The organism is Rhizobium sp. BK512 (assembly GCF_014194915.1).
In the GTDB taxonomy this organism is placed as follows: domain Bacteria; phylum Pseudomonadota; class Alphaproteobacteria; order Rhizobiales; family Rhizobiaceae; genus Rhizobium.
The window spans coordinates 187,973-210,362 of the sequence record NZ_JACIAS010000012.1; the positions used below are offsets into that span (position 1 = coordinate 187,973).

The 22,390-nt window shown below is 53.3% G+C and carries 14 protein-coding genes; 4 read left to right on the top strand and 10 right to left on the bottom strand.

Going from position 1 to position 22,390, the window contains the following annotated elements; translation table 11 throughout:
* Positions 1 to 8: 8 nt before the first annotated feature.
* The 8 genes from FHX06_RS32580 to FHX06_RS32615 form a co-directional block, all read right to left on the bottom strand.
* Positions 9 to 2,282 (bottom strand): polysaccharide biosynthesis tyrosine autokinase, encoded by a 2,274-nt coding sequence (locus FHX06_RS32580; RefSeq protein WP_112972730.1) that lies wholly within the window; start codon positions 2,280 to 2,282, stop codon positions 9 to 11.
* 303 nt (positions 2,283 to 2,585) lie between these two features.
* On the bottom strand, positions 2,586 to 3,611 hold the full coding sequence (locus FHX06_RS32585) for a glycosyltransferase family 2 protein (RefSeq protein WP_183882341.1): 1,026 nt from the start codon (positions 3,609 to 3,611) through the stop codon (positions 2,586 to 2,588).
* 86 nt (positions 3,612 to 3,697) lie between these two features.
* Positions 3,698 to 4,870 carry a glycosyltransferase family 4 protein gene (locus FHX06_RS32590; protein WP_113213272.1) on the bottom strand — a complete coding sequence of 391 codons (1,173 nt, stop codon included), beginning with the start codon at positions 4,868 to 4,870 and terminating at the stop codon, positions 3,698 to 3,700.
* An 8-nt stretch (positions 4,871 to 4,878) separates the two neighbouring features.
* Positions 4,879 to 6,066 (bottom strand): glycosyltransferase family 4 protein, encoded by a 1,188-nt coding sequence (locus tag FHX06_RS32595; protein WP_113213273.1) that lies wholly within the window; start codon positions 6,064 to 6,066, stop codon positions 4,879 to 4,881.
* A gap of 64 nt (positions 6,067 to 6,130) precedes the next feature.
* Complete coding sequence (locus tag FHX06_RS32600; protein ID WP_183882343.1) at positions 6,131 to 7,456, bottom strand: O-antigen ligase family protein; 1,326 nt, start codon at positions 7,454 to 7,456, stop codon at positions 6,131 to 6,133.
* Between the two features lie 136 nt (positions 7,457 to 7,592).
* On the bottom strand, positions 7,593 to 8,618 hold the full coding sequence (locus FHX06_RS32605; protein ID WP_183882345.1) for an NAD-dependent epimerase/dehydratase family protein: 1,026 nt from the start codon (positions 8,616 to 8,618) through the stop codon (positions 7,593 to 7,595).
* A 2-nt stretch (positions 8,619 to 8,620) separates the two neighbouring features.
* On the bottom strand, positions 8,621 to 9,937 hold the full coding sequence (locus tag FHX06_RS32610) for a UDP-glucose dehydrogenase family protein (protein WP_112972776.1): 1,317 nt from the start codon (positions 9,935 to 9,937) through the stop codon (positions 8,621 to 8,623).
* A gap of 343 nt (positions 9,938 to 10,280) precedes the next feature.
* Positions 10,281 to 11,516 carry an acyltransferase gene (locus tag FHX06_RS32615; RefSeq protein WP_312866622.1) on the bottom strand — a complete coding sequence of 412 codons (1,236 nt, stop codon included), beginning with the start codon at positions 11,514 to 11,516 and terminating at the stop codon, positions 10,281 to 10,283.
* A gap of 635 nt (positions 11,517 to 12,151) precedes the next feature.
* On the opposite strand from FHX06_RS32615, the gene FHX06_RS32620 reads away from it, so the two are divergent.
* From FHX06_RS32620 to FHX06_RS32635, 4 genes are all read left to right on the top strand, one after another.
* The gene (locus tag FHX06_RS32620) at positions 12,152 to 13,291 is read left to right on the top strand and encodes a glycosyltransferase family 4 protein (protein ID WP_112970266.1); all 1,140 of its coding nucleotides are present in this window, start codon (positions 12,152 to 12,154) and stop codon (positions 13,289 to 13,291) included.
* A 234-nt stretch (positions 13,292 to 13,525) separates the two neighbouring features.
* Complete coding sequence (locus FHX06_RS32625) at positions 13,526 to 15,007, top strand: oligosaccharide flippase family protein (RefSeq protein WP_113211831.1); 1,482 nt, start codon at positions 13,526 to 13,528, stop codon at positions 15,005 to 15,007.
* Positions 15,008 to 15,013: 6 nt separating this feature from the next.
* Entirely contained in the window at positions 15,014 to 16,297 is a 1,284-nt protein-coding gene (locus FHX06_RS32630; RefSeq protein WP_113211832.1) for a polysaccharide pyruvyl transferase family protein, read from the top strand.
* Between the two features lie 475 nt (positions 16,298 to 16,772).
* On the top strand, positions 16,773 to 18,887 hold the full coding sequence (locus FHX06_RS32635) for a hypothetical protein (RefSeq protein WP_183882349.1): 2,115 nt from the start codon (positions 16,773 to 16,775) through the stop codon (positions 18,885 to 18,887).
* A gap of 280 nt (positions 18,888 to 19,167) precedes the next feature.
* On the opposite strand, the gene FHX06_RS32640 is transcribed toward FHX06_RS32635, so the two are convergent.
* Positions 19,168 to 20,472, bottom strand: coding sequence for an HlyD family type I secretion periplasmic adaptor subunit (locus FHX06_RS32640; RefSeq protein WP_112970270.1), 1,305 nt, complete (start codon positions 20,470 to 20,472; stop codon positions 19,168 to 19,170).
* Entirely contained in the window at positions 20,469 to 22,229 is a 1,761-nt protein-coding gene (locus FHX06_RS32645) for a type I secretion system permease/ATPase (RefSeq protein ID WP_409564442.1), read from the bottom strand. Before FHX06_RS32645 ends, FHX06_RS32640 begins: the two co-directional genes overlap by 4 nt.
* Positions 22,230 to 22,390 lie beyond the last annotated feature (161 nt).

The following is a 22,390-nucleotide window of genomic DNA, read 5'->3' on the forward strand; positions in this document are numbered from 1 at the left end:
GGCCCTGCTTACGATTCGTGATAGTAGGCGGAGTAGCGGTTGTAATAATACTCGCCGGAACCATAGGAACGATAAAGCTTCAGCTTTTCCGTATCGACCTTGTTCAGCACCACGCCGATGCACTTCTGCATGAGTTCAGGCTGAACTGCGAAGGTCGTACGGACGACGCGCCGCGATGTGCGGCCCCATTCGATGACAGCCAGAGAAGCATCGAGCATCGGGCTGATCGCACGGGCGTCGACGACCGGGCCAAGCGGGGGCAGGTCGAGAACGATATAGTCGAAATGTGCCTTCAATTCATCCAACATGTTGACCATGATGGATGAGGAAAGCAGGTCAGAGGAGTGCGGTACGCGACGCTTGACCACGGCCGGCAGGAAAGCAAGCTTGGTCTTGCTGTCGAGCAGTAGCACGTCCTTCAGCGGTTTGCCTTCCAGCAATGCTTCCAGAATGCCCTGTTCGGCGTGGCGGCCGATGGCGCGCGTTGCACCAGGGTTGCGAAGATCGGCGTCAATGAGCAGCGTGCGTGAACCCTGCATTGCCAGGAGTTGCGCAAGGTTTATGGCGATAGTCGATTTGCCCTCGCCCGGAAGACAGGAAACGACGCCGATGACCTTGCTGCGTGAACTCGGATTTTCCATATCGACGGCGATTTTGGCGCTGCGCATCGTTTCCGCAAAGGCCGACAGCGGATGGTTGACCACGTAGTTGGTGATCCCGTTACCGGTTTGCAGTCCGCGTGTCGACTCCAGATCGTTGGCGCCGTTGGCGGCTTCCTTCGCGTCGACAGCAGGCACATGGCCGATATATTCCAACGACAGGACCTCACGGACCTGTTCACCGGTGCGGAAAAAGCGATCGCGGAATTCGCGAAACCCACCGATACCACTCCCGAAAAGTGCGCCAAGAGCCATTGCCAGCGCGAGTATGAGCGGCTTCTTGGGTGCGCTCGGCACTGTGGGCACCTGCGCCTTGGCAATAATGCGTGCTTCGGTAATGGGAAAGGATTGTTGTTGCGTAGCTTCCTGGTACCGCGCAAGGAACGTTTGGTACAGGTTACGGTAGGTATCTGCGGTGCGCTCGAGTTCACGGAGCTGGACCTGCGTTTCGCCTGCTGCTGCCGTCACGCCGCTGGCCTGTGAAACGCTGTCTTTCAGAGATTTCTCTCTACTTTCCGCTACTTGAAGTTCGCTCTGATAGCTTTCGGCGATGCGGTTCAATTCTTCAAACATCAACCGCTGATATTCCGCCATTTCGCTGCGCAGTCGAACCGCTGCAACGTGGTCAGGACCTAGGCGAGCGGAGATTTCTGCTTCAAGCTTCGACGCCTCCAGATATTTCTTGCGCAGGTCGTTCGAGATCGAGTTGTCGAGAACGTCGGTCACGATCGCATCGGTGCGCCCGTTGTCGATAATCGATTTGACACGCTCGTACTTGGCGCGCGCCTTGGCAGTTTCAGCCTGAGCAGTGATTAGCTGTGTGGTTAGTTCGGAAAGCTGCTGATCACTAAGAAGTTGATACTGCCCACCGGAAGAAAGAAGGCCATGCGCTGTCCGGAATTTCTGAACGGCGAGATCGGAGTCGAGCGCTTTCTGTTTAAGTTCGTCAATACGCTCCTGGAGCCAGTCACTGGCGCGCCGGGTAGCATCGTACTTAGAGTTCAGTTTATCAACCAGGTATGCGTCCGCTATAGCGCCGGCTATGCTGGATGCCAATTCCGGCGAGGTTGACGTATAACTTATCGAGAGCGCATAGGATCGACCGACGCGGTCGACATCCATCGTATCGACGATTGTCTGGGCAGCGTCACGTCTTTTCGCATCAAGATCGTCGTTTTCAAGGTCTGCGCTGGCAAACCAATAGCGAAAACGCAACATCGAACGCAACGTGGTCAAGGGGGAAGTGTGCGGCGAAGTAAACTGAGGATTGTCTAAAAGCTTGAGTTTATCGACAACTGCTAAGCTGATCGTATCGGACTTAAAGAGCTCGACTTCGCTCAAGACCGAAGCCTCATCCTCAACAGGTACGCCTGCGTTTGAAAGTTGGTTGAGGAGCTCGCTGTTGCCGCGGTCGATAAGAACGCTCGTTGATGCTGTATATTGGGGCACCGCAGTTAAAATGTAGATGACGCCCAGGACGAGAAATACGATCACGCTGATTGCAACCGGACGCCATTGCCGCAGGGCGATTGCGATGAGCTTTTCAACGTCTATCGTTTGGACAGAATCGCGATCTTCCCAATCGCCGCTAGTATATGTCGGGACCTTCTCTGGCGAAAGCAATCTGAGGCCTCCATAGGTTTAGCCTAGTACAGTGAAAACTCTGTCTTCAACTTTACTCAACCAGGTTGAAAAAAGCTAATTCAAAACCGAATGAGCCGGCAAGGATAAGATAGTCATTTCGATTAACACCCTCGTCGAGGCCGTCGCAATGGCATCGTCTCAATCAGCATAGCACCTGCATTTTGGAAATCCCCATGCCATCAGGCCTGCGCTTATCCAGTGTTCGACAGGGCAGCCATGTCCAGTTGACGGCCGACTGAAGTATACGCCGCGTCGCTAAAAAGAGCTTAACGCTGAATCGTGTCACCTTGCGCCCTCAGCCTTAGTCGCATCTGTTTTTGGCGAAACCACGACGGCCGCGCGCTTCGCGAATACCGTCCTGATTAGCCTTTCAGACGCCCACTCGGGTAGTCGGCATAGGACGTAACTGAGAATGGCGGCAGGTTGAATCGGCCGAAGTCGAAGTGCGAAATCCGAAAGCGTTCGGGCGCCCTTGAAGTCCCGGGCGAGAAATCGCTGGTTGGCAAGCTTGCGTGCCCTTTCAGAAAGGCGTGCAGGTACGTGAGGTAAAAGCCGGGGATTTTGTGTCGCTGCTTTGAACGCCACAAAAGCATGCTGAGCCATAAGGTCGGTTCTGCCACCGGTTATGCTCGTGTTTCGGTTGCGCTTGTAGAGAAGTGGACGATCCACTAGAGCAAATCGTGTAACTCCGGCAAGGCGAATGTAGAAGTCAGTATCTTCAAATACTCTTACGGCGGCGTCAAAGCCTCCGCACGCATCATAGGCCGTCCGCCGAATGAGGGTCGTCGACGGGATTATCGGCGGATCGCGCAGGAAATATCGGATCGCCAAATCCTCGGCGCCGGATATATCGATTACTCCGGCCCTTCGCGCGGCCGACAAGTCACCATCGGGGAAGGTGTAGAAATCAGAGTAGATCAGTCCGACATCAGGGTCTTTTACAACAAGATTCAGCTGTAGCTCCAGCTTCTCCTCCGCCCATAAATCGTCGCCATCTAAAATAGCAAAAAAAGGCGCTTTTGATTCAGCAATTGCAATTCGTCTTTGCCCGGGAAGGCCGACACCGCCAGCACCGTAGATAATCTGGATGCGAGGATCGAAATTTTCTATCTCTTTCAGGACAGAAATGGTGTCAGCTGCTGAGCCGTCGTCGACTATAATGATCCGATCGACTGAATCCTGCCGCGTCTGATTCAAAACGCTCTTGACGGCAGCAGATATGTATCTGCCTTCGTTGTAGCACGTGATGATGACAGAAACGCGCAGGTCATCTTTCGCGAGCTCAATTGTCGAATTGGTTTTTGACATTAGAGTTCTTTCGATTTGCGGAACGGGTAGCTGGGTGAATGCGACCGGCTATATCGCCGCGCTATTTGTCGACATCATCCGCTGGCTCACGCCCCGACAGTTATTGTCTCGATTTCCCTGATGGTTCGTTGAGCTACCGCATCGATCCCGATATTGGCCTCAATAAACTGCCGCGACGCCAATGACATCCGTCTGCGTGTCTCATCGTCCATCTCCAACGCTTTTCGCATCGTCTCCTGAAAGCTTTCGACAGTCGAATTTCTCACGACAAAGCCATTGACGCCATCCGAGACCACTTCTTCTACACCACTGGCGGCATAGACGATCGGTATCAGGCCCGACGACATCGCCTCAAGGAGGGCATTTGATTGTCCTTCCCGTTTTGAAGCGCTTACAAAAAAGTCGGCCACTTCGAGTTCCGGATAGACATCAGAGACGAAGCCGGGAAAAGTGACAGCGTTCCGATGCTTGGTCGTGGAAGGCAACTTTTCCAGCCGTTCCTTCTCGCTCCCCGTCCCGATGAGCCGCAGATTAAGGGCGAGCCCTTCCTCGGCCAAGCCAATCGCGGCATGATATAAAACGTCTACGCTCTTGTCCGGGACGAGGCGACCGGCGTAGATAAACCGCCGGCCCTGCCGCTTCCTCATGGATTCTATCCAGGCGCTTTCGGTTGGCAAAACAACACCGTTTGGAAATTCGGCGATATTGCCGGCAGAAATACCCAACCTTCCAAGTTCGGTAGCTATCTGCCTGCTGTTTGCGACAAAGGTATCAACGTTTTTCCGTAGAACCCATTCAACAAAATGCCCGTAAAGATATTTTTTGCTTCTCAGCGCCTGAAACTCAGACGCTTCTCCTCCGCCTCCGAGCTTGATGAGAAGCGGAGCGGAGTTGCGTATCGCGGTCAATGCAGGGCCAAATGCATGAAGCCTCGCATGAAAGACGTAAATCGGAACGCCCTTCCACTTGGATCTGGAGAAAAAACGGCGAAACCACATCGTCCAAGAGATGAACGACAGTATGTTTTTTCCTCCCAAATTGGGGTAAGCACTCACGAATTTGCGTATTATGACACCGAATGCTGTCCGCTCTTCACGCGGCACCAATTTGTCGGTCGTCGGCGCTACGATGGTCACCTCATAGCCAGCACGGCCCAAGGCCTCAGCGAGAATAAGCGCCTGCCTTTCCGCCCCGCCGTAACTGTCCGGGAAGAATGCGGCGACAACGAGGATCAGTCTTCTGGGCATGATCGAGGCCATGATCGTAACTACGAAACCGCAGACCGTTGCCGTCGAACAGGTCTGAATTCCTGATCTCCGGCAAGTGCTTCGTAAACGTTAGCAATGCGCGTGCACATTGTTGTTGCCGCCCAATTGGACAAGTCGGTTTCCCGAGCCCCGCGCGCGAGCCGGGATAGCATTTCCGGATCGCTAAGGAGCGCTGCGACCGCATCAGCGGCAGCCGGCACATCCGCGCTAGGGATAATCATCCCGTTTACGCCGTGCTTGACCACCTCATCTAACCCCGGCAGTTCCGATACAACACAAGGACGCCCACCGGCGAGATACTGCATTACAACGCGAGGGAGCCCCTCATGGGACGATGTGAGGACACATAGATCGGAGAGGGCAATCATTTTTTCTGGGTCGTCCCGGAATCCGATCAATTTGACATTGTCGGTCAAATTCAGATCCTGGACCTGTTGGCGAAGCTTTGCAGCCTGCGAGCCTTCTCCAAGAATAAGCAGGCGCGCATTGGGTGTCCGTTTCAATACTCGGTGAAATGCTGCAATGAATTCGCCTTGCCGCTTCCGCGGCTCTAGCGCTCCCAAAATTGTGATAACCGGAGGCTTTTCCTCTGCTTCGCCGATGCCAAGGATCTGCCTCCAATCACTTGGAAAGGACGCATTCCGAAACTTGGAGAGATCAAAGCCCGAGTGGATGACATGGTGCCGATCAGGCCGACCGACACCGTATTTAAGATAAATGTCTCGCACTCCCTGCGATACATCGATGAATGCGTGCGTAAATTTCGAGGTGATGTGCTCAGCCAACAGATAGATCTGGCGCTCGAACCAGCCGCCATTAACAAACGGCACGATATGAACGCCATGAATGATAAGTTTCGTCCTGGCAATATATGCTGCAATACGTCCCAGGATACCGGCTTTGCTCGTATGTGTGTGAACGATATCTGCGGAAAGCTCTTTGAGAAGCGACGTAAGTTGGAATAGCGCCCTGATATCTTGAAGCGGCGACATTCTGCGCACCAGAGACTCCAGCTCGATCAGGCGAACCCCTTCCTGCGGCAGCCAGGAATGGTACGATCTGTCAAACTCTCGTCCATGTACCAGTATGACATCGTGTCCTTCTCTGGCTTGGCTGACACAGGTTAACACCGTGTTTTCATCTGCTCCGGCTCTAATCAGTCTTGTGATGATATGGACGATTTTCATCGTTTCCTCGTAAAGCTAGATTGCCTTGGCAAAGACAGTTCGGTGAATGTAGTCGGTACGGAAGTTAGATTTGCTGAGCGGCCTGTTCCGGTTGGTTCGGCTTAGCAGTCCCGTGCCGATAGCGGTGTCTCGAATTGAGCCAGCCTCGATTATTCAAAGTTCGAAGCGAACTATACCTATCTCTATGATGAACATGGGCAACTTCGACGCCGAAGAAAAGGACCAAACTTATCATGAAAGTATCCGACGCCTCGAAAGAGCAATAACACAACAAGAAAACGAACAAATATGCGTAAGCACGCGATAGCGATGAATTTCGAAAGCGCGGCATCTTTAGATGCGAAAAAACCGCGCTCGCCACCAGTACGACATAGCCGAGACCGATGAAAATTCCAACAAGGCCACCCTCTGCCGGGATACGATTGATCTCGCCGTGAACATTCATGTTGATGCCTTTTGGATCACCAAACTGGGCACCCAAATTCGCGTTGGCCCATTTCTGGTAGCCTGTCGCACCCAGACCAAAAAGGGGATTTTCGTAGAATAGCTCGCGGGCATTTCGATTAACGAAATCGCGTATGATATTACTTTGATCGCCGACATCTTGTATCAGATAAAATTCCGATACAGTCATTGGGCGAGATTCCTCGAAAATGCTCAGTATTTGCCGGGAGATATACCCATTCTCATCCGAGGCGTAGAGATAAAACGAAAGACAAAACGCTATTAGGATAATAATGAGACCCTTTATGAATAAGGGATCCCGACACAAAAGGTAACACACTGCAAAAAGCATATAGGCTTTTCGCTCTCCGCTGAGCACAATCAAAACACCCACAACAGCCAAAGCGATAAACCAGCCGGCAAAACCAACTCTACCCTTGATATAGTCTTGAAATGCGAAAAAAAGCACTACGACTACCGAGATGATCGACTTCGTATCCAAAAGATACTTCCAGGGCGTCAGGCGACCAATATAGATATGATATAGAATCATATGGACAAATATCAGTACCGACAACAGTGCTCCGTATTTGAGGATTTTGTCGGCGATCGGCTTGCTCATCGCGCTACGCCATCTTGCGAAGGCTACCCCGCCCATCAGCAGAAACGTGAATTGAACATTCCGATAAATACCCTCATTGAAATCCGCAATTAGCGCGGTGCCGGTGAACTCGTAGGAATAGAGCACCGTGAAGATAAATATTGGTGACAGCACAAATGCTGGAAGCGGCGTTGGCAGACAAAAGGAAAGAACCGCGAACGCGACCATAACCAGAGAGGCGGCAGCCGTAACCTTATAAATCAGACAGATAAAATACAGGAGAAAGAGGCCTCCCATAAGAAAGCTAATACGATCTTGCGCGTTATGTTTCGCTGCAGTTGGCATAAGCTGTCGTTTACCTGCTGGACCAAAAAGGTTCATCCGACCGGAATGAAAAGACCTGTGGTCTCGTCAGTCCTAGGCACGCCTCGGCCGGACGCCGTAACCTAGTTGCAAAACACGGACCAGACGAAGGGAATTCCTACCCGAACGACTGACCCAGTTCACTTTCATAGTCGATATACCATTCAACGAAAGCCTTGACGCCTTCATCGAGTCCTGTCTCCGGCTTGTATCCGGTAAGAGCTTCAAGCAATGCCGGGCTGGCATAGGTACGCGGCACGTCGCCCTGCTGCATCGGCAGCATCTTGCGGACTGCCTTTCGGCCGAGGGCAGCCTCGACCTTTTCGACAAATTCCATCAACCCAACGGGCTGACCTCCACCAATATTGACCACGCGGAACGGAGCGTGATGCGAAAGCGTCTCGACCTTCCGGTCGTCAACGCGGTTTGTCTCCGATGGCGGTACGACAGAGAGGCGAACGATCGCCTCCACCAGATCGTCAATATAGGTGAAGTCGCGGCTCATCTTTCCTTCGCCGTAGATCTCGATTGGCTGTCCGTCAACGATATTTTTTACGAACTTGAAAAGCGCCATGTCGGGTCGGCCCCATGGGCCGTAGACGGTAAAGAACCTGAAGGCAGTGGTTGGCACCTTGTAGAGGTGGGCCGAACTGTGCGCCATAAGTTCCATCGACTTTTTGGTCGCAGCATAAATTGTCAGCGGCTCGTCGGCACGATCTGTCTCATGGAACGGCACCGTCGGATTTGCACCATATATCGAAGAGGTGGAGGCCAACATCAGATGCTTGAGGTCAAGCTTCTGCGAGAGTTCCAGAATGTTCCACGACCCGTCAACATTTGAGCTCAGATAGGAGCGCGGGCTTTCAATACTGTAGCGCACACCGGCCTGAGCAGCGAGGTGGATTAGGATGTCGGGCTTGGCGGCCTCAATTGCCGCTTCTAGCGCTTGTCGATCTTCGAGCATGGCGACGATAGGGGTAAAAGACGGGAACTGCGTCAGTGCCGCATGACGCATATGCTTGAGCTTGACATTGTAATACTGCGTCATGCCGTCGAAGCCTGTCACGATATGACCGTCTTCCAAAAGCCGGCGGGCCAGATGAAAGCCGATAAAGCCGGCAGTTCCGGTAATGAAATAGCGCATAATTAAGCCTTTTTGGACAGCTTGCCGATCGGGAAGTAGTCGAAGCCCTGCTTGCTGACGTCGACGGCCGAGTAGATATTGCGTAGATCGACGATAACTGGCCGCTTCATGCTGGTCTTCAGGCGCTCGAGGTCAAGAGCTCGGAACTCTTCCCATTCGGTGACGATGACAACGGCATCGGCGCCTGAGGCGATCTCGTAAGGATTGCTACCGAAGGTGACCGGGCCGAGCATGCCCTTCGAGGCTTCCATGCCCTCGGGGTCATAAGCATGGACAGTTGCGCCGCCATCCAGCAGTGCCTGGATGATGGTGATCGACGGTGCATCTCGCATGTCGTCAGTGTTCGGCTTGAACGTCAAGCCGAGCACGGCGATCTTCTTGCCACGCACGTCGCCGTCGCAGGCGGCGATCACCTTGCGGCCCATAGCGCGCTTGCGATTATCGTTGATGGCAACCGTGGTCTCGATCAGGCGCACCGGACTGTCGAAGTCTTGGGCGGTCTTGACGAGAGCAAGTGTATCCTTCGGAAAGCAGGAGCCGCCGTAGCCGGGGCCGGCATGCAGGAACTTGTCGCCGATACGCTTGTCCATGCCAATACCCTTGGCAACCTTCTGGATGTCGGCGCCGATCTTTTCGGACAGGTCAGCAATCTCGTTGATGAAGGTAATCTTCATCGCCAGGAAGGCGTTGGCGGCATATTTGATGAGTTCGGAGGTGCGGCGTTCGCAAAAATAGAGTGGCGCTTCATTGAGGTAAAGCGGACGGTAGACTTCACGCATGACCTCGACGGCCCGCGCATCTTCAGTGCCGATCACGATGCGGTCGGGCCGCTTGAAATCGGTGATGGCCGCACCCTCACGCAGGAATTCCGGGTTGGAGACGACGACGATGTCCTTGTCGGGGAACTCCTCTCGGAAGATGCGCTCGATCTCGTCACCGGTACCAACCGGAACTGTCGACTTAGTCACAACGACCGTGAAGCCCCTGACCGCCGCGGCAATTTCGCGCGCTGCAGCATAGACATAGCTCAAGTCCGCATGACCGTCGCCGCGGCGCGACGGGGTGCCGACAGCGATGAAGACGACATCAGCATCCCCGACCGGGCCGGCTAGATCGAGCGAAAAGTCCAGACGGCCAGCAGCACGGTTATGGCTGATAATGGCATCCAGCCCCGGTTCGAAAATCGGCACTTCTCCGGCCTCAAGAGCCGCGATCTTGGCTTCGGATTTGTCGACACAGGTGACATGGTGACCGAAATCAGCAAAGCAGCCGCCGGATACCAGACCGACGTAACCCGAACCAATCATGACTATATGCATATCAAATCTTTCGCAGAGTTGAATGAAGCCCGTTCATACACAGCACGGCTAGTTTTTGCAATGCAGCATAATTTGTCAACGACCATCGAGCCTGTTTTCCGAGGTTTGTAGAGGCGCTTTAGCAACCGGAGCGGAAACCTAGCTTGCTGGTGCGCCGAGACCAAGCGGGCAGTCTGCGCCGCATTCAGCCAATGGAGTCGCGAGCGTGTTTTAAGGGAGAAATATGACGTGGATGTATCCGAGTTCCCAATAAATCTCGAGGCTTCAGAACCTGCCTTGCTACTTGCCCGGTGGCAGGCCCAAGTTCCCTGCCGCCAGGCAATTAATTCGACAGCGAGAGGCGTCAGGCGTCGTTATTTATCGATTGCGTTCGTTGCCGATCGGTTGGCGCGAAGCTGCTTGCGAAGGGGCGCGACTCTGCATGTAACCGGCGGATCTCAGCAATCCCGGCACTCAGAGAATAACGCGCCGGCAGTCTCTTCGAAATGCTGTTAAAATACAGACGAAATGGTTCCTCGATGAGAATGAATGTGCACGTGCTTACGGCGATTACAACGGCCAAGTAGACGAGCGCCAATGCGTCCATAGAGCCGCTCGGTCCAAAATTGATCATATTGACGTTGGTCATTAGCGGGACCTTGAAAGCCGACTGGGCAGCTCTAATAGCCCCGTTTAGAACTGACAGAATGACGAAGTGCGTGAGATAGATCGAAAGGGAAATCTGCCCAAGAAATTGCAACGGAAAGGTATGAAGCAGCGCCGAGACCTTTCCCCGATCGCCCGCGAAAATGAAAATGACAACAGAAAACGCCAGGATTGTTCCGACGTCGCCAAGCGGATCAAACCAGAATATCGAAAGTGCCAAGAGAAACGCAGCAAATTCCAGCAGCGTTGAAAACGCTGACAAAATCTCATGATATTTCATAAAGAGAGAGTGCAGCAAGACGCCGGACATAAAGCCGAAGATGCACAAAAGCAGTCCTCGGCCACTCGTCATGTGGACATGTGTTCCACTCACCTCGAGCCACACCAAAAGGATTCCGCTGCTCAACCAAAGCAAGCACGTTGCAAGCTTGAATCGCGTAGCGCCGAGAAATACGACCGCGGCGAATATTGCGTATGTGTAAAACTCAACGCTTAGGGACCAACTCGGTCCATTCCACGTATAGTCCCCGAACGGGATGATTGACTGCAAGAGCAGATAGCCTGCAACAAGCGATGAGACACTGTTAGATCCCGAAAATGGGGACTGTCCACTTTCGATCCCGTTTTTGACCATCACCAGTTTCAGAATCTCCAAAACGAGAAGCGCGGTAAGCATCACGAAGTGGATCGGATAGACGCGACCGAAACGCCTTATAAAAAACGTTCGCAAATCTTCGCGCCCCCTGAGTCTCGTGCCATAGGATGCGGACATCACAAATCCGCTAAGGACAAAGAATAGCGGCACTGAAAGGCCACCATTTCGAATGACGGGAATATCGTAGAAAAAGCCCGAGGCGGTCAGATGGACCAATGCCACGATCGTCGCGGCAATTCCTCGTATTGAGTCCAAAGCTCTAAATCTCAAGATACTCACACCTTTTTCTTAGCGGGTTCAAGCGGCTCATTTTCGCCCACGAGGTCAAGACAAGCACAAGTATCAACGCTTCATGACCACCGTGTCTCAGAAGCACTGATCTCGATTCTGATAGGCAATTTGCAACCTTTGTCGTTTCCGGATGCGATAGAGAGGCGGCTCGCTAAAGCGATTTTAGCGGTGATTAAGGAGAACCGCTCCCAATTTGCCGAAGCAAGACGATGCATCGAACCCTATCGTTCCGACTATGTCAATTCTGCACGATTTGTCGCAAAATTTTCGTGCAGCGGCCATTGCATTCGTCTAATTGCCCTTGCATAAGGTGGCGGTTATGGCTGTATATTGCATTGCAATATGTTGTGCGTAGGGACAGATCAATGTGTCAGCTTCGTCGTTCGACCCAATTTTGGTTCAGTCTTCATCGCTCCCGCACAGCCGGACGTGATTGTTAGTTGAAGCGGCAATGACCGCCTCTTTTCCAGAAGACCACCACCTGGCTTTCATACCCGGATGAGCACGATCAGCGGGGCAGTTGAATTCAGAAGTATGGTTCTAAGAAGGTGAGAGCGTTAAGTTTTCTGCAATCTTGCACTTCAGACAACTCGTATAGCTAAGGCACGGAGACCAATGGAAATATGAGAAATATCAAATCTCGCCATATTTTGTTGATCAGCTGCGAATACGTGCCTTTCCCCGGAGGCATCGCCACCTACGCTGGCGGCATTGCGCGGACACTGCGCGATGCTGGGTACCGTGTAACGGTGGCAGCGCCATCGTATCCAGAACTCACCTATGAAAATGATAGGCACGAAGACAATCGGCGGATATTGCGCCATCATAAGATAGGCCTGAGAGGCGCGATTGACACACTGCGCATCATCGGAGCTTTGCCCGCTGATACGATTATCCTCGCCGCGGATATTCGGAGCGTGCTTTTTTTATATGCGACCCGTATATGGCATCGCCGTTCATATCGATCGATGATCCACGGAAGCGAGGTCGCCAAGTTTGGAAAAACCTCACCATTGTTCGCGTTGGCACGACGAGCATATCTTTCGTCTGAAATGGTTTTGTACAATTCCCAAGCGACGAGGGAGATCTTTGTCAACGCTTTCGGAGCACCAGCGCGGGACGCGGTCAGCTACCTCGGAGTCGAGGCGAGTTGGTTCGAGAGCACGGAAGGCGATTTTGACAATGCCGAGCTCGCGGCAATCTCGCCGGATAAAGCTGTCATCTCGACTGTCGGACGTATCGAACCTCGGAAGGGCCATTTGGAGACGGTTCGAGCCGTTGCGGTGGCGCAGGATAAGGTCGGCCCAAACAAGCTCGTCTATGTGATAGCCGGACGTCCGGAAGACGAGCAATATACCTCGAAAGTTGTCTCAGAGGCAAAGAGGTTGAATGTCTCGCTCCTCATGACTGGTCGGATCAGCGAAGGGGATTTGAAACGACTTTATCGGCGTTCTGCCCTTCACGTCCTTTATGCTCAACTCTTGAGCGGCAAAGTTGAAGGTTTCGGACTCGTCTTGCTCGAGGCCGCCGCACAGGGATGTCCAACGGCAGCGTCCCGCACAGGCGGCATCCCCGAAGTTCTAGGCAATTCTGGAATATTGCTCGAGCCCGATGATATTCCAGGTCTTGCCAAAGTGATTGCCGAGAGTGTGGACAACCCGAGAGGACGTCAGATTCGCGGCGACGATGCCAGAATAAGAGCTGAGAGCTTTACCTGGCGAGCTTGCGTAGAGAAAACCTTTCCCGAATTGGAATTGGTTTGAGATCGAGTTTGGAACGATATTTGTTCATGTGCGGGATAGTCGCAGACCGGGAAGCTATGTTGATTCTCCAAACCCTGACCTTACGGAGATGGTCCAGTTCAATCTCAACAGCCGCGCGCCCCCGCGATCCGCGAAGGTTGTTTCCCTCGTGGCTGGCGAAAACGACTCGTTCACGCCCAAGGGTACCAGATAAAAGGCCTCTTACAATTTCTATCAGAAGTGAAGCGAGATCCGATGAGTTCTAAAGCCAAGGTACTAAAGGGCTTCACAATGCTCGTAGGTGGAAGGATCGGCAGCGCGCTTGTAAGCGTATTGTCAACAGCCATCCTTGCGCGGCTACTTTCGCCGAACGATTTCGGTCTGGTCAGTGCTGCATTGGTTGTTCTTGCACTGGCAAATGTTATATTTGACGGCGCATTCGGTGTAAGTCTTATAAAAAAGCAATCTGTAAGTGTAGCGGAGCAACGCACAACGTTGACCGTTGCGATGCTGCTGAGCCTTGTATTGATTGCTTTGATTGTGCTTCTCAGCCCTCAGATCGGGTTTTTTTTCCGCTCGGAGTCGGTCGGTGATCTGCTTTACGTCGCGGCTCTAACAATCCCTTTTAAGGCAGTTTTTGCCGTCTCGAGCGCAACACTTCAACGAGACAGCAGGTTCGGAAGCATTGCCGTTGGCAGTCTTGTCGGGCAAATATTTGGGAACGTCCTTGTTGCAGTCCCGATGGCGCTCTGGGGCTTTGGCCCTTGGGCATTGGTTGTCGGAATGGTTTTGGCAGGCGCCATGGAAGCCGCTATTGTTGCCTTCAAGGCCAAAATATCGCTCCGGCCAGAACTCGAAAAGGCTGCGTTCCGGGATCTGACCAGTTCTGCTCTTTTCAGCTTGGCAAATGTCATGAACTGGGTCGCAAATACCGGCGCGAATGCTGTGGTCGGACGCTCCATGGGGTTTTACGACCTTGGCATTTATTCGCGTGGATGGAAGTTGCTTGACCTTGTGGTGGGTATCACGGCAACCCCGCTCTCCCGCGTTCTTCTACCGGCTTTCTCATCGCGACGCGACGACCCGCTTCGCTTGGCGGCGAGCTTCAGACAAGCGTTTCATCTAGCTGTGCCGGCTTACGCGTGCATGTCCGTCTTCTTGGTGGTGCACGCGCAGCTTATCGTTTATGCCGCACTCGGCGCGAAGTGGGATCAAACCATCCTCGTAGCGCAGTTTTTCTTCGCGGCACTCGTCCCACGATGCGCATTTAAGATTTCAGAGAATTTCGCTGTTGCTGCCGGACGATCGGGAGCCGCCGTCGTGAGACAGTTCATTTACGCGGCGTTGATGGTGGGAGGTGCTGTACTCGGTCTTAGCCATGGTGTCTCCGGGGTTGCCCTAATGACATCTGGCGCTGTCACGATCTTCTACATCATCTCCATCGCTTTTGCCCTTAGGATCGGAAACATCTCGGCCCTTCCGATATTTTGGATTCATTGCAAGGCCGGTATACTTGCTGCCGTTATTGCGACAGCCGATGCACTCCTTGTCTGGACGTTTTCTGAGTGGCCGCTCATCCTTCGTCACGTTGTTGGCGGCACCGGCGGCGCCGTCGTAATGCTGGCGCTTCTGTCGGCCGCGCCCTCCTTTTGGCTCGGTCCCGCGGGTGAATCGTACATTCCGCGGATTCGCCAAATGATTCGTAAAGTCAATCTCGTATCCATTCCGAAAGGATAGAATTCCATGTCGCAGGGGACCACCCTTTTGATCTCGCGTCTGACAACCCAGAATGCCGGAAACGAAGCACTTTCCAAACAATTTTTGAAATATTTCGTATCCAATGCGGGACGCGGAAAAGTTGTCGCGTTGGATCGCTATCCGCGATATTTCGAGTCCTTTTCATTGAAAGGGCTTGGCGCCGATCCGATCCAGAGCTTCGACAATCTTGCCAGAGAGTTGATACGTCGCTTCAGCGACAAAAGCGCCGAGGCACTCCCCGAAGCTCGGGAGGGGCTCGTTAAGCTCGATGAAACCGCAAAGGAACTCACCGGCTTTCTCAGGAGCGTTAAGCGAAAAGTCGCGCTGCGGAAAACGCTGGCGTCACTTCTGCTGATAGAAAAGCCTCAGTTGTTGCAGGCGGTTACGGGATGCACCTCGTCGGACCTCATCGTGTGGAATCCGGCAGGCGAGATCCACCCAACCGGCAGTCCTGATCAGGTCATGAGGCTTCTTCTTCTACTACGAATCGGCCAACTCAGCGGCCGCAGGACGGCGGTCATCAACCACAGTCTGGAAATTGCTGATGAACGCCTCCGGACATTGATCGCGCACGTGTACTCACATTTGGACTATGTGGGGGTGCGCGATGCCAAATCGGTTGAAGTCGCTCTTAGCCTGGGCGTTTCGAAGGAGCGCTTGCACGAATCTCCGGACCTAGTTTTTCTCGCGTCACGCGAAGAGAAAGCGCGCGAGGCCAAATCTCAAAAAGGCAGCATCGCGCTTGCTATTAACGGTCTTGAGGCACTATCCGGATCCAACGAATGGGTTCAGTTCATGAAAGGACTGGAAGAATTTAAGCGCCCGGTTGTCTTCGTCTCGAATGCAGTCAATCATGATCGCGAATTTTCGACCTATCTCGCCGGGTTGAGCAGCAATGGCACGGTGGTGGAACATCAGCCCGGCTACATCGAGCTTCGGTCCTTCTACAAAGATTGCGCGGTATTGGTCAGCAGTCGTTTGCACGCGTCGATACTTGCGTTGTGCGAAGACACGCCAGTCTTGAGCATTGAGCCGTCGGTGTTCAAATTGACCGCAATATTCGAACAGATGGACTACCCCATCAAGACTGTCAGGCTGCAGGAAGCTGCATGGTCCGAGAAGGTGCTCGAGAACATCCGAGCAGTGATCAACAAGGAAGGCCCGGATCTAATCTCGGAAGGTTCGCGTGCGCTGGCGCACCAAGTCGATCTTATAGACCGTTCCTTTAGACCGCTTTTCTCTATGATGCCTGGCGCGAAAGCGGCCTGATACAGCTTCCGTTTGTGCCGCGTAATGTTCTCATGCACTTCGCGGCTTGCCTTGGCGTGTCTCTCAATAGTGCCGTCGGTGACAGTGAGCTTGCCGGCGGCCGAGAGAGGTCAAAGATGCGCCGAGGCGCTCGCTATCATCGGCGTGCCTCGTGTGCCGTTGCGAAGCGCTTCACGCGATGACACTGACGTTCGCCCAGTGATCGCTTGCGTCCCTCTGCTACCGGCACCGACGCGCTCAATCGGCGCAAAATCGGCGCGGTTGGTCATCAGACCATCTTCGTCTAACCTCCAAAGAACCTCGGATCACTCTGTTGAAGAGTTGTCCCGGCCCGTCGCCAGCATCCACATTTTTACCTAGTCGATGATTTAATTTCGCCTACCTATTGGAGATAATGGCAAGAAATCTGATTTCACTGCGTGGCTGGACAACCACCCTTCTTTGCAAACTCATAATCAAACGTTGATGGAGCACGATGAAAACTTCTCGACGCAATTTCCTCCTCAGCGCGACGTCACAGATAGCGATCGTCGCGATTTTACCTTCGACTTTATCCAATGCCTTCGCCGCGAGCGGCGACGTCTCGGTCCAGGATAGCGCAGGTGTCTGGGACTTGAAGTCCTTGCCACATATGTTGGCGACGGCATTCTTCCAGGAAGATGTTCCTGAAGGTCCTGTGTCGATGCACAAGGGGCGAGGTATTCTACCTCTTGAGGCTTCGCAGCCGGTCCAAACACTGCAGCCGGAGAAAACCTCAAATGACGGTATTGTTTTTTCGGGAAACGAGAACGTTCACCTCCGTTTTCCAAATGTCAAAGACAGCCTCAGACTGTACCGATGGTGCCTGACGATCACACGTGCGAAGAACGCGGGCGACACGGATTCGGTCGCTCAGGTGTTGAGCGTTAATGACGGGCCTAGCGCCCAGAATTGCCATCCGAAGATCGCCATTCAAGGCGCAGCAACCAAAGCTACCGTTGCTACAGTCTGGCATGGCGCTACTGAATCCGGAACCGTTAAAGCAAGCTTGAAAGCGACCGGTTTTATTCTCGATGGATCTGCGTGGAATGTTAGCCTGACCTATCGCCGTAACGGTCGATTGTTTGCAAGCGTGAACGGCGTCGATAGCGGATATGTAAACGAGATCATAAATTGGGCTTGGCCCATGCCGGACGGCGGCCCTGAAAGCATAATAGGCGGTAAGAGATCGCCGGAGATGGAATGGGCTTACGACTGCATCGTCTTTGGCCAGGGCGAACTTAGCGAGCGGATGGTCCAGAAGATCGAAGGATGGGCTGCCTGGCGCGTGAAGCGCCAAGCGGATCTCCCTGGGGATCATCCATATCGGTTGTCACCTCCGACAATCGATGAAGAAGACTCAGGACCGACCTACAAATTGGACCTCGAAGCTTGGCAAAACTGGGGTGATGGCCTTCGTCCCGGCCAAACCTCTGCAAGGATGGGGGCTCCGGCAAGACTTACGCCAGACTTTCAACGTGTGTTTTATGAAGACTTCAGGCGAACGGGCATCGCGTCTTCCGCGGTTGCTCCCCGATCCACGCCCACCTGGTTCGCACCCGGATGGAACTCAGCGGTCGGCGCTAGCGCGCAGGTCATCCCTCCGACCAAGAAGCTCAATCTCTACCAACAGACCGCTGAACCCGACGGAGCTGGCTTAAAGCTTTCGCTCAGAAATCAGAAAAAGTGGTTTGCGCCGGCGATTTACACTGTAAACGATGCGGGGCAGGGTCACTCGTGGGAGGGGGAAGCAATATTCCGCTTGCGCTGCAGATTTAGCGAATATTCGGAAGTACCCGGAGGGCTGTTTCCGGCATTTTGGTGCTATTCACTGGAACCGCTTTTCGCGAGAGAACTCGAACGAATTGAAATCGATTTTTGGGAATTCGACGGCAAGAATCCGCTTTATCTGAATGGTGCATCGTCGCATGTGCATTCGGCCGCCTATCCCGGGTTGCTCGGACATCTGCGCAAAGATGCTAAGCGCTATAAGGTCTGGGGTGGCGAACTCCGAGCGGCCAGGCTTGGGACCGAGGAAGATTTCACCGTTTGGGACGGAAAATGGCATACTTGGGAATTTGCTACCGGCAGTGACTTCACAAGCCTGTCGGTCTCTTTGGAAAAAAATGGTGAGGAGCAGATGATTGAGCTCTATCGATGCCCCACACCGAAGGAATATCTTCAGAGACGGTACCTAATTATCGACTACGCACTGAGGTTGGAGGATGGAGAGCCGGATCGGGCAGTCAGCCACGACTTCGAGATCGATTTTGTCGAAGTGCTCCAGCGTGCGCAAAAACTGGAAGCGTTCGAGAAGCCTTTCTTAGCTTTGCCGACAATAGATGGGGTACGCAGTGCCGGGCAGGCTCTAACTTGCAAAGCCAACCTTCCGCCGGAACTGCGCGACGTGTGGTATTACTGGTATGTTGACGGTTACCCGCGTTCCATCTCGCCGTCGGCGACATTCACCTTGGAAGATCAGGACCTTGGGAAGGACGTGCGTTGCATGGTCAAGGCAGTCGGCGCGTTTGGACAACCGGAAGCATGGAGCCGCTCTGCCAGGGTGGAATAGGCAAACAGCATCAAAGCGAGCCTCAAAAAGTACGACAGCTTGAGTGCGGCAACGCCGCTATATTGCTGCGCGGGCGAACCAGATCATGCGGCTGGCGCAAGAATTTAGTTCCCCGCCTGAGGCTTGCTGTAACTGCGTTCTGTGCGGCAAGAAATGAAGGCGTTAGATCTTCGGACTATGGTTTTGCGGGTCAGATAAAGAGTTTCTGTTTGCCTCTGATCTGTGGAGTTTGAGCGCGCGGCAGCCTCCACGGGTTTGTCATCCGTCAAGATATCCGCGGTCACTCTCGAAATGTATATTTCATTTGATCGGTGAGCGGCTTTGTCAGGTAAGAGATCACGGTTCTATCAGCGACACGGATGAACACCTCAGCTGGCATGCCCGGATAAAGCGCAAGTCCCTTCAGTTGTGCAAGGCTTTTTGAATCGGGCCTGACCATCACTGAATAGTATTTGATTCCTGTGCGTTGATCGGTGATAACGTCCGGCGATATTGCAACGACTTTCCCTTCTACCTCTGGCGTCGTCCGCTGATCAAAGGCTGAAAACCTTATGTCCGCGTGCTGAGATAGATATACCTGATCAATATTCCGCGTAGCGATCTTCGTTTCGACCGTCAGCAATTGTTGATCAGGGGCCAACAGCATCAATTGTTCCCCGGCTGAGACCACCCCTCCAATTGTGTGAATATCAAGCTGATAGATTTGGCCGGCGACGGGCGCACGGATATCAAGACGGTTGATCTGATCTAGAGCGGCTGTGCGGCGCTCCTCCATCTCAGCGATCTTCGCGTTGACATCCGTCAACTCCTTCGAATTCTCGTTTCGGCGATCTTCGTCGAGCTGCAGGATTTGCAGATTCGTCTCTGCAATCTTGCCCTCTGCCTGAGCCTTTGCTGCCAATCGCTCCCCTTTATCGCCTGCCAACTGAATCATCTGCCTTTTCAATGCATTCAGTCTCTGCAGTGTAAGAAGCTTCTTTTGATAGAGGCTGTCGGCGGCCGACGTTTCCTGAGTCACCAGTACGGTGGCTCTATCGATTGCTTCAATCTGGAGTTCATGGCCGCTGACCTCATCACCGAGCTGCGCGCTCTGCTCCTCCAATTGCTTTTTCATCCCGAGCAATGCGGAGCGCCGAGTTGCAAAAAGCTGCATCTCGCTATCAATGAATCTCTTGCTGTCAGCAGTATCGAGCTTTGCACGAGACAAGTCGTCCATTGAGAATGAGGCCGCGCCGACAGATTCGGCTTGCAGGCGGCTTCTTCGCACATAGAGCTGCGCAAGAGATGATTCTACAATACCGAGGTTCGCTCTTGCCGACGCACTATCAAGTTGCAGAAGAATATCGCCGGCATTGACATGTTGGCCTTCCTCCACCAACAGCTTAGATACGATGCCGCCCTGAAGATGTTGTATCTTCTTTGAGCTACCATCGATGATTACGGTACCATCGCCAATCGCTGCGTTCGACAGCGATGTCGATGCTGCCCATCCGCCTATTCCAACGACAAGCAGCACCGCGAGCGCCATAACCGCGAGTGCGTTTCGACGCAAAGAAACGTCTGATGTTACGGAAGCGCGCTTCATTCGTGTGCCTCACCTACGATCTTGAGCGGAACGGGACGCTCCTCCGGCATGGAAGTCGGCACTTGCCTTATAATTCTTGCAAAAACTTGCTCTTTCGCCCCGAACGCCTGAACTTGACCATCGTTGACCATCAGGATCTGATCGACAGCCGCCAAAGCGCTGGGTCGATGAGCGACAACGATCGCAATGCCGCCGCGACGACGAACGCTTAATATTGCTTCCGTCAGCGCTGCCTCCCCCTCGGCGTCCAGGTTGGAATTCGGCTCGTCCAGAACAACGAGAAACGGATCCATGTAGAGTGCGCGCGCTAATGCAATTCGCTGCCTCTGCCCCGCTGATAACATCGATCCGTTCCGCCCGATCTCCGTATCGTAACCCCTTGGAAGCTTGAGGATCATTTCGTGGACGCCTGCCTCTTTGGCCGCGTTGATGATGTCGCCAGACTCAGGGTTCTCCCGAAATCGCGATATGTTCTGAGCCACAGTTCCAGAAAACAGCTCGATGTCTTGCGGCAAGTAACCGACATGTTTGCCAAGGTGCTCCGGATCCCATTGGTCTATCGCGGCTCCGTCCAGCCTAATAGTTCCACGTAATGCAGGCCATATTCCAGCAACCGCCCTCGCAAGAGTTGACTTTCCTGATGAACTGCGCCCGACCACGCCAAGAGCACTTCCCGCTGACAGCGAAAATGTAATTCCCGAGATGGTCGGCTGGCGTTGCTCAGGTGGTGCGCTCGCCAGTTCGTCAACCACGAGCGACTGGAATGGAGCGGGGAGTGCCGTTCTTGCGTTCCATGGTGGCGTGTCCGCTAGCGTCGCCTGGAGCCGTTGCCAAGCCTGCTGAGCTGCTTTGATATTTCGCCAGTTGCCGATGATCTGCTCGATCGGAGACAGGGCTCGTGAGGTGAGAATTGACGCGGCGATAATGATGCCGCCGGTGGCGAGACCTTCAATGACGAGTACTGCCCCTACCGCGAGAACGCCTGATTGCAGAGCAGCGCGGAATATTTTCGACATGACCGCATAGGCGTTGGCCACGTCGGCATTCTTTCGATAATTGATACGATAATTATCGTTTTGCTCGGACCACATCCTTGTTAAGTCCGCCCCCATACCCATTGCTTGGACAACCTCAGCGTTTCGTTGTGCGGCTTGGGTAAGGCTGTTTCGACGGCCGGCAAGATCAAAAACCGATTTCGCTGACGCGCGCGTGCTGAAATTCGTCACGAATGTGAGCAAAAGCAAAACCAGCCCGCCAGCAATTACGACAATTCCGACAATAGGATGGAACAAAAAGCAGATGCAGATATATAAAGGTAGCCATGGAAGATCGAGAAGTGCGGACGGTCCTGCACTCGCGAGGAACGTTCGAACTTGATCAAAGTCTTGCATGGACTGAGATCCGTCAGTCGCCATTTTTTTCGATATGGGAGCTCTGATCGCGGCCTGAAACACAACGGCGCCAACTGCCTCGTCAAAAGCGCCAGCGATGCGAACCAGCAAGCGGCCGCGAAATACCTCAAACAGCCCTTGGAAGGCGTATAGTAACAACGCTAAAATGGCCAAGGCAATCAGCGACGAAATGCTTTTGCTCGGTATCACCCGATCGTATACCTGGAGCATAAACAGGGAACTCGTCAGATACAAAATGTTGACGAGGGCGCTGGCAATCACCACGCCGAACACGGCAAACTTGCATCGACCGACCATCTCGATATATTTAATTTTACCCATTCCGCCGAACTGTGGCTTACTCATCTCAGTACCGATCTTCTGAACCCGCGCAGAACGGGACTATCTACTGTCTAATCAGGCGATAATACTCCAAGCACAGCAGGCTCATGCCGGCAACCATTTATTGTTCGCAAAGCGGCATCCTCAGCCGTTTAATTAAAAGTTAACCTTACCTCTTTGTAGAA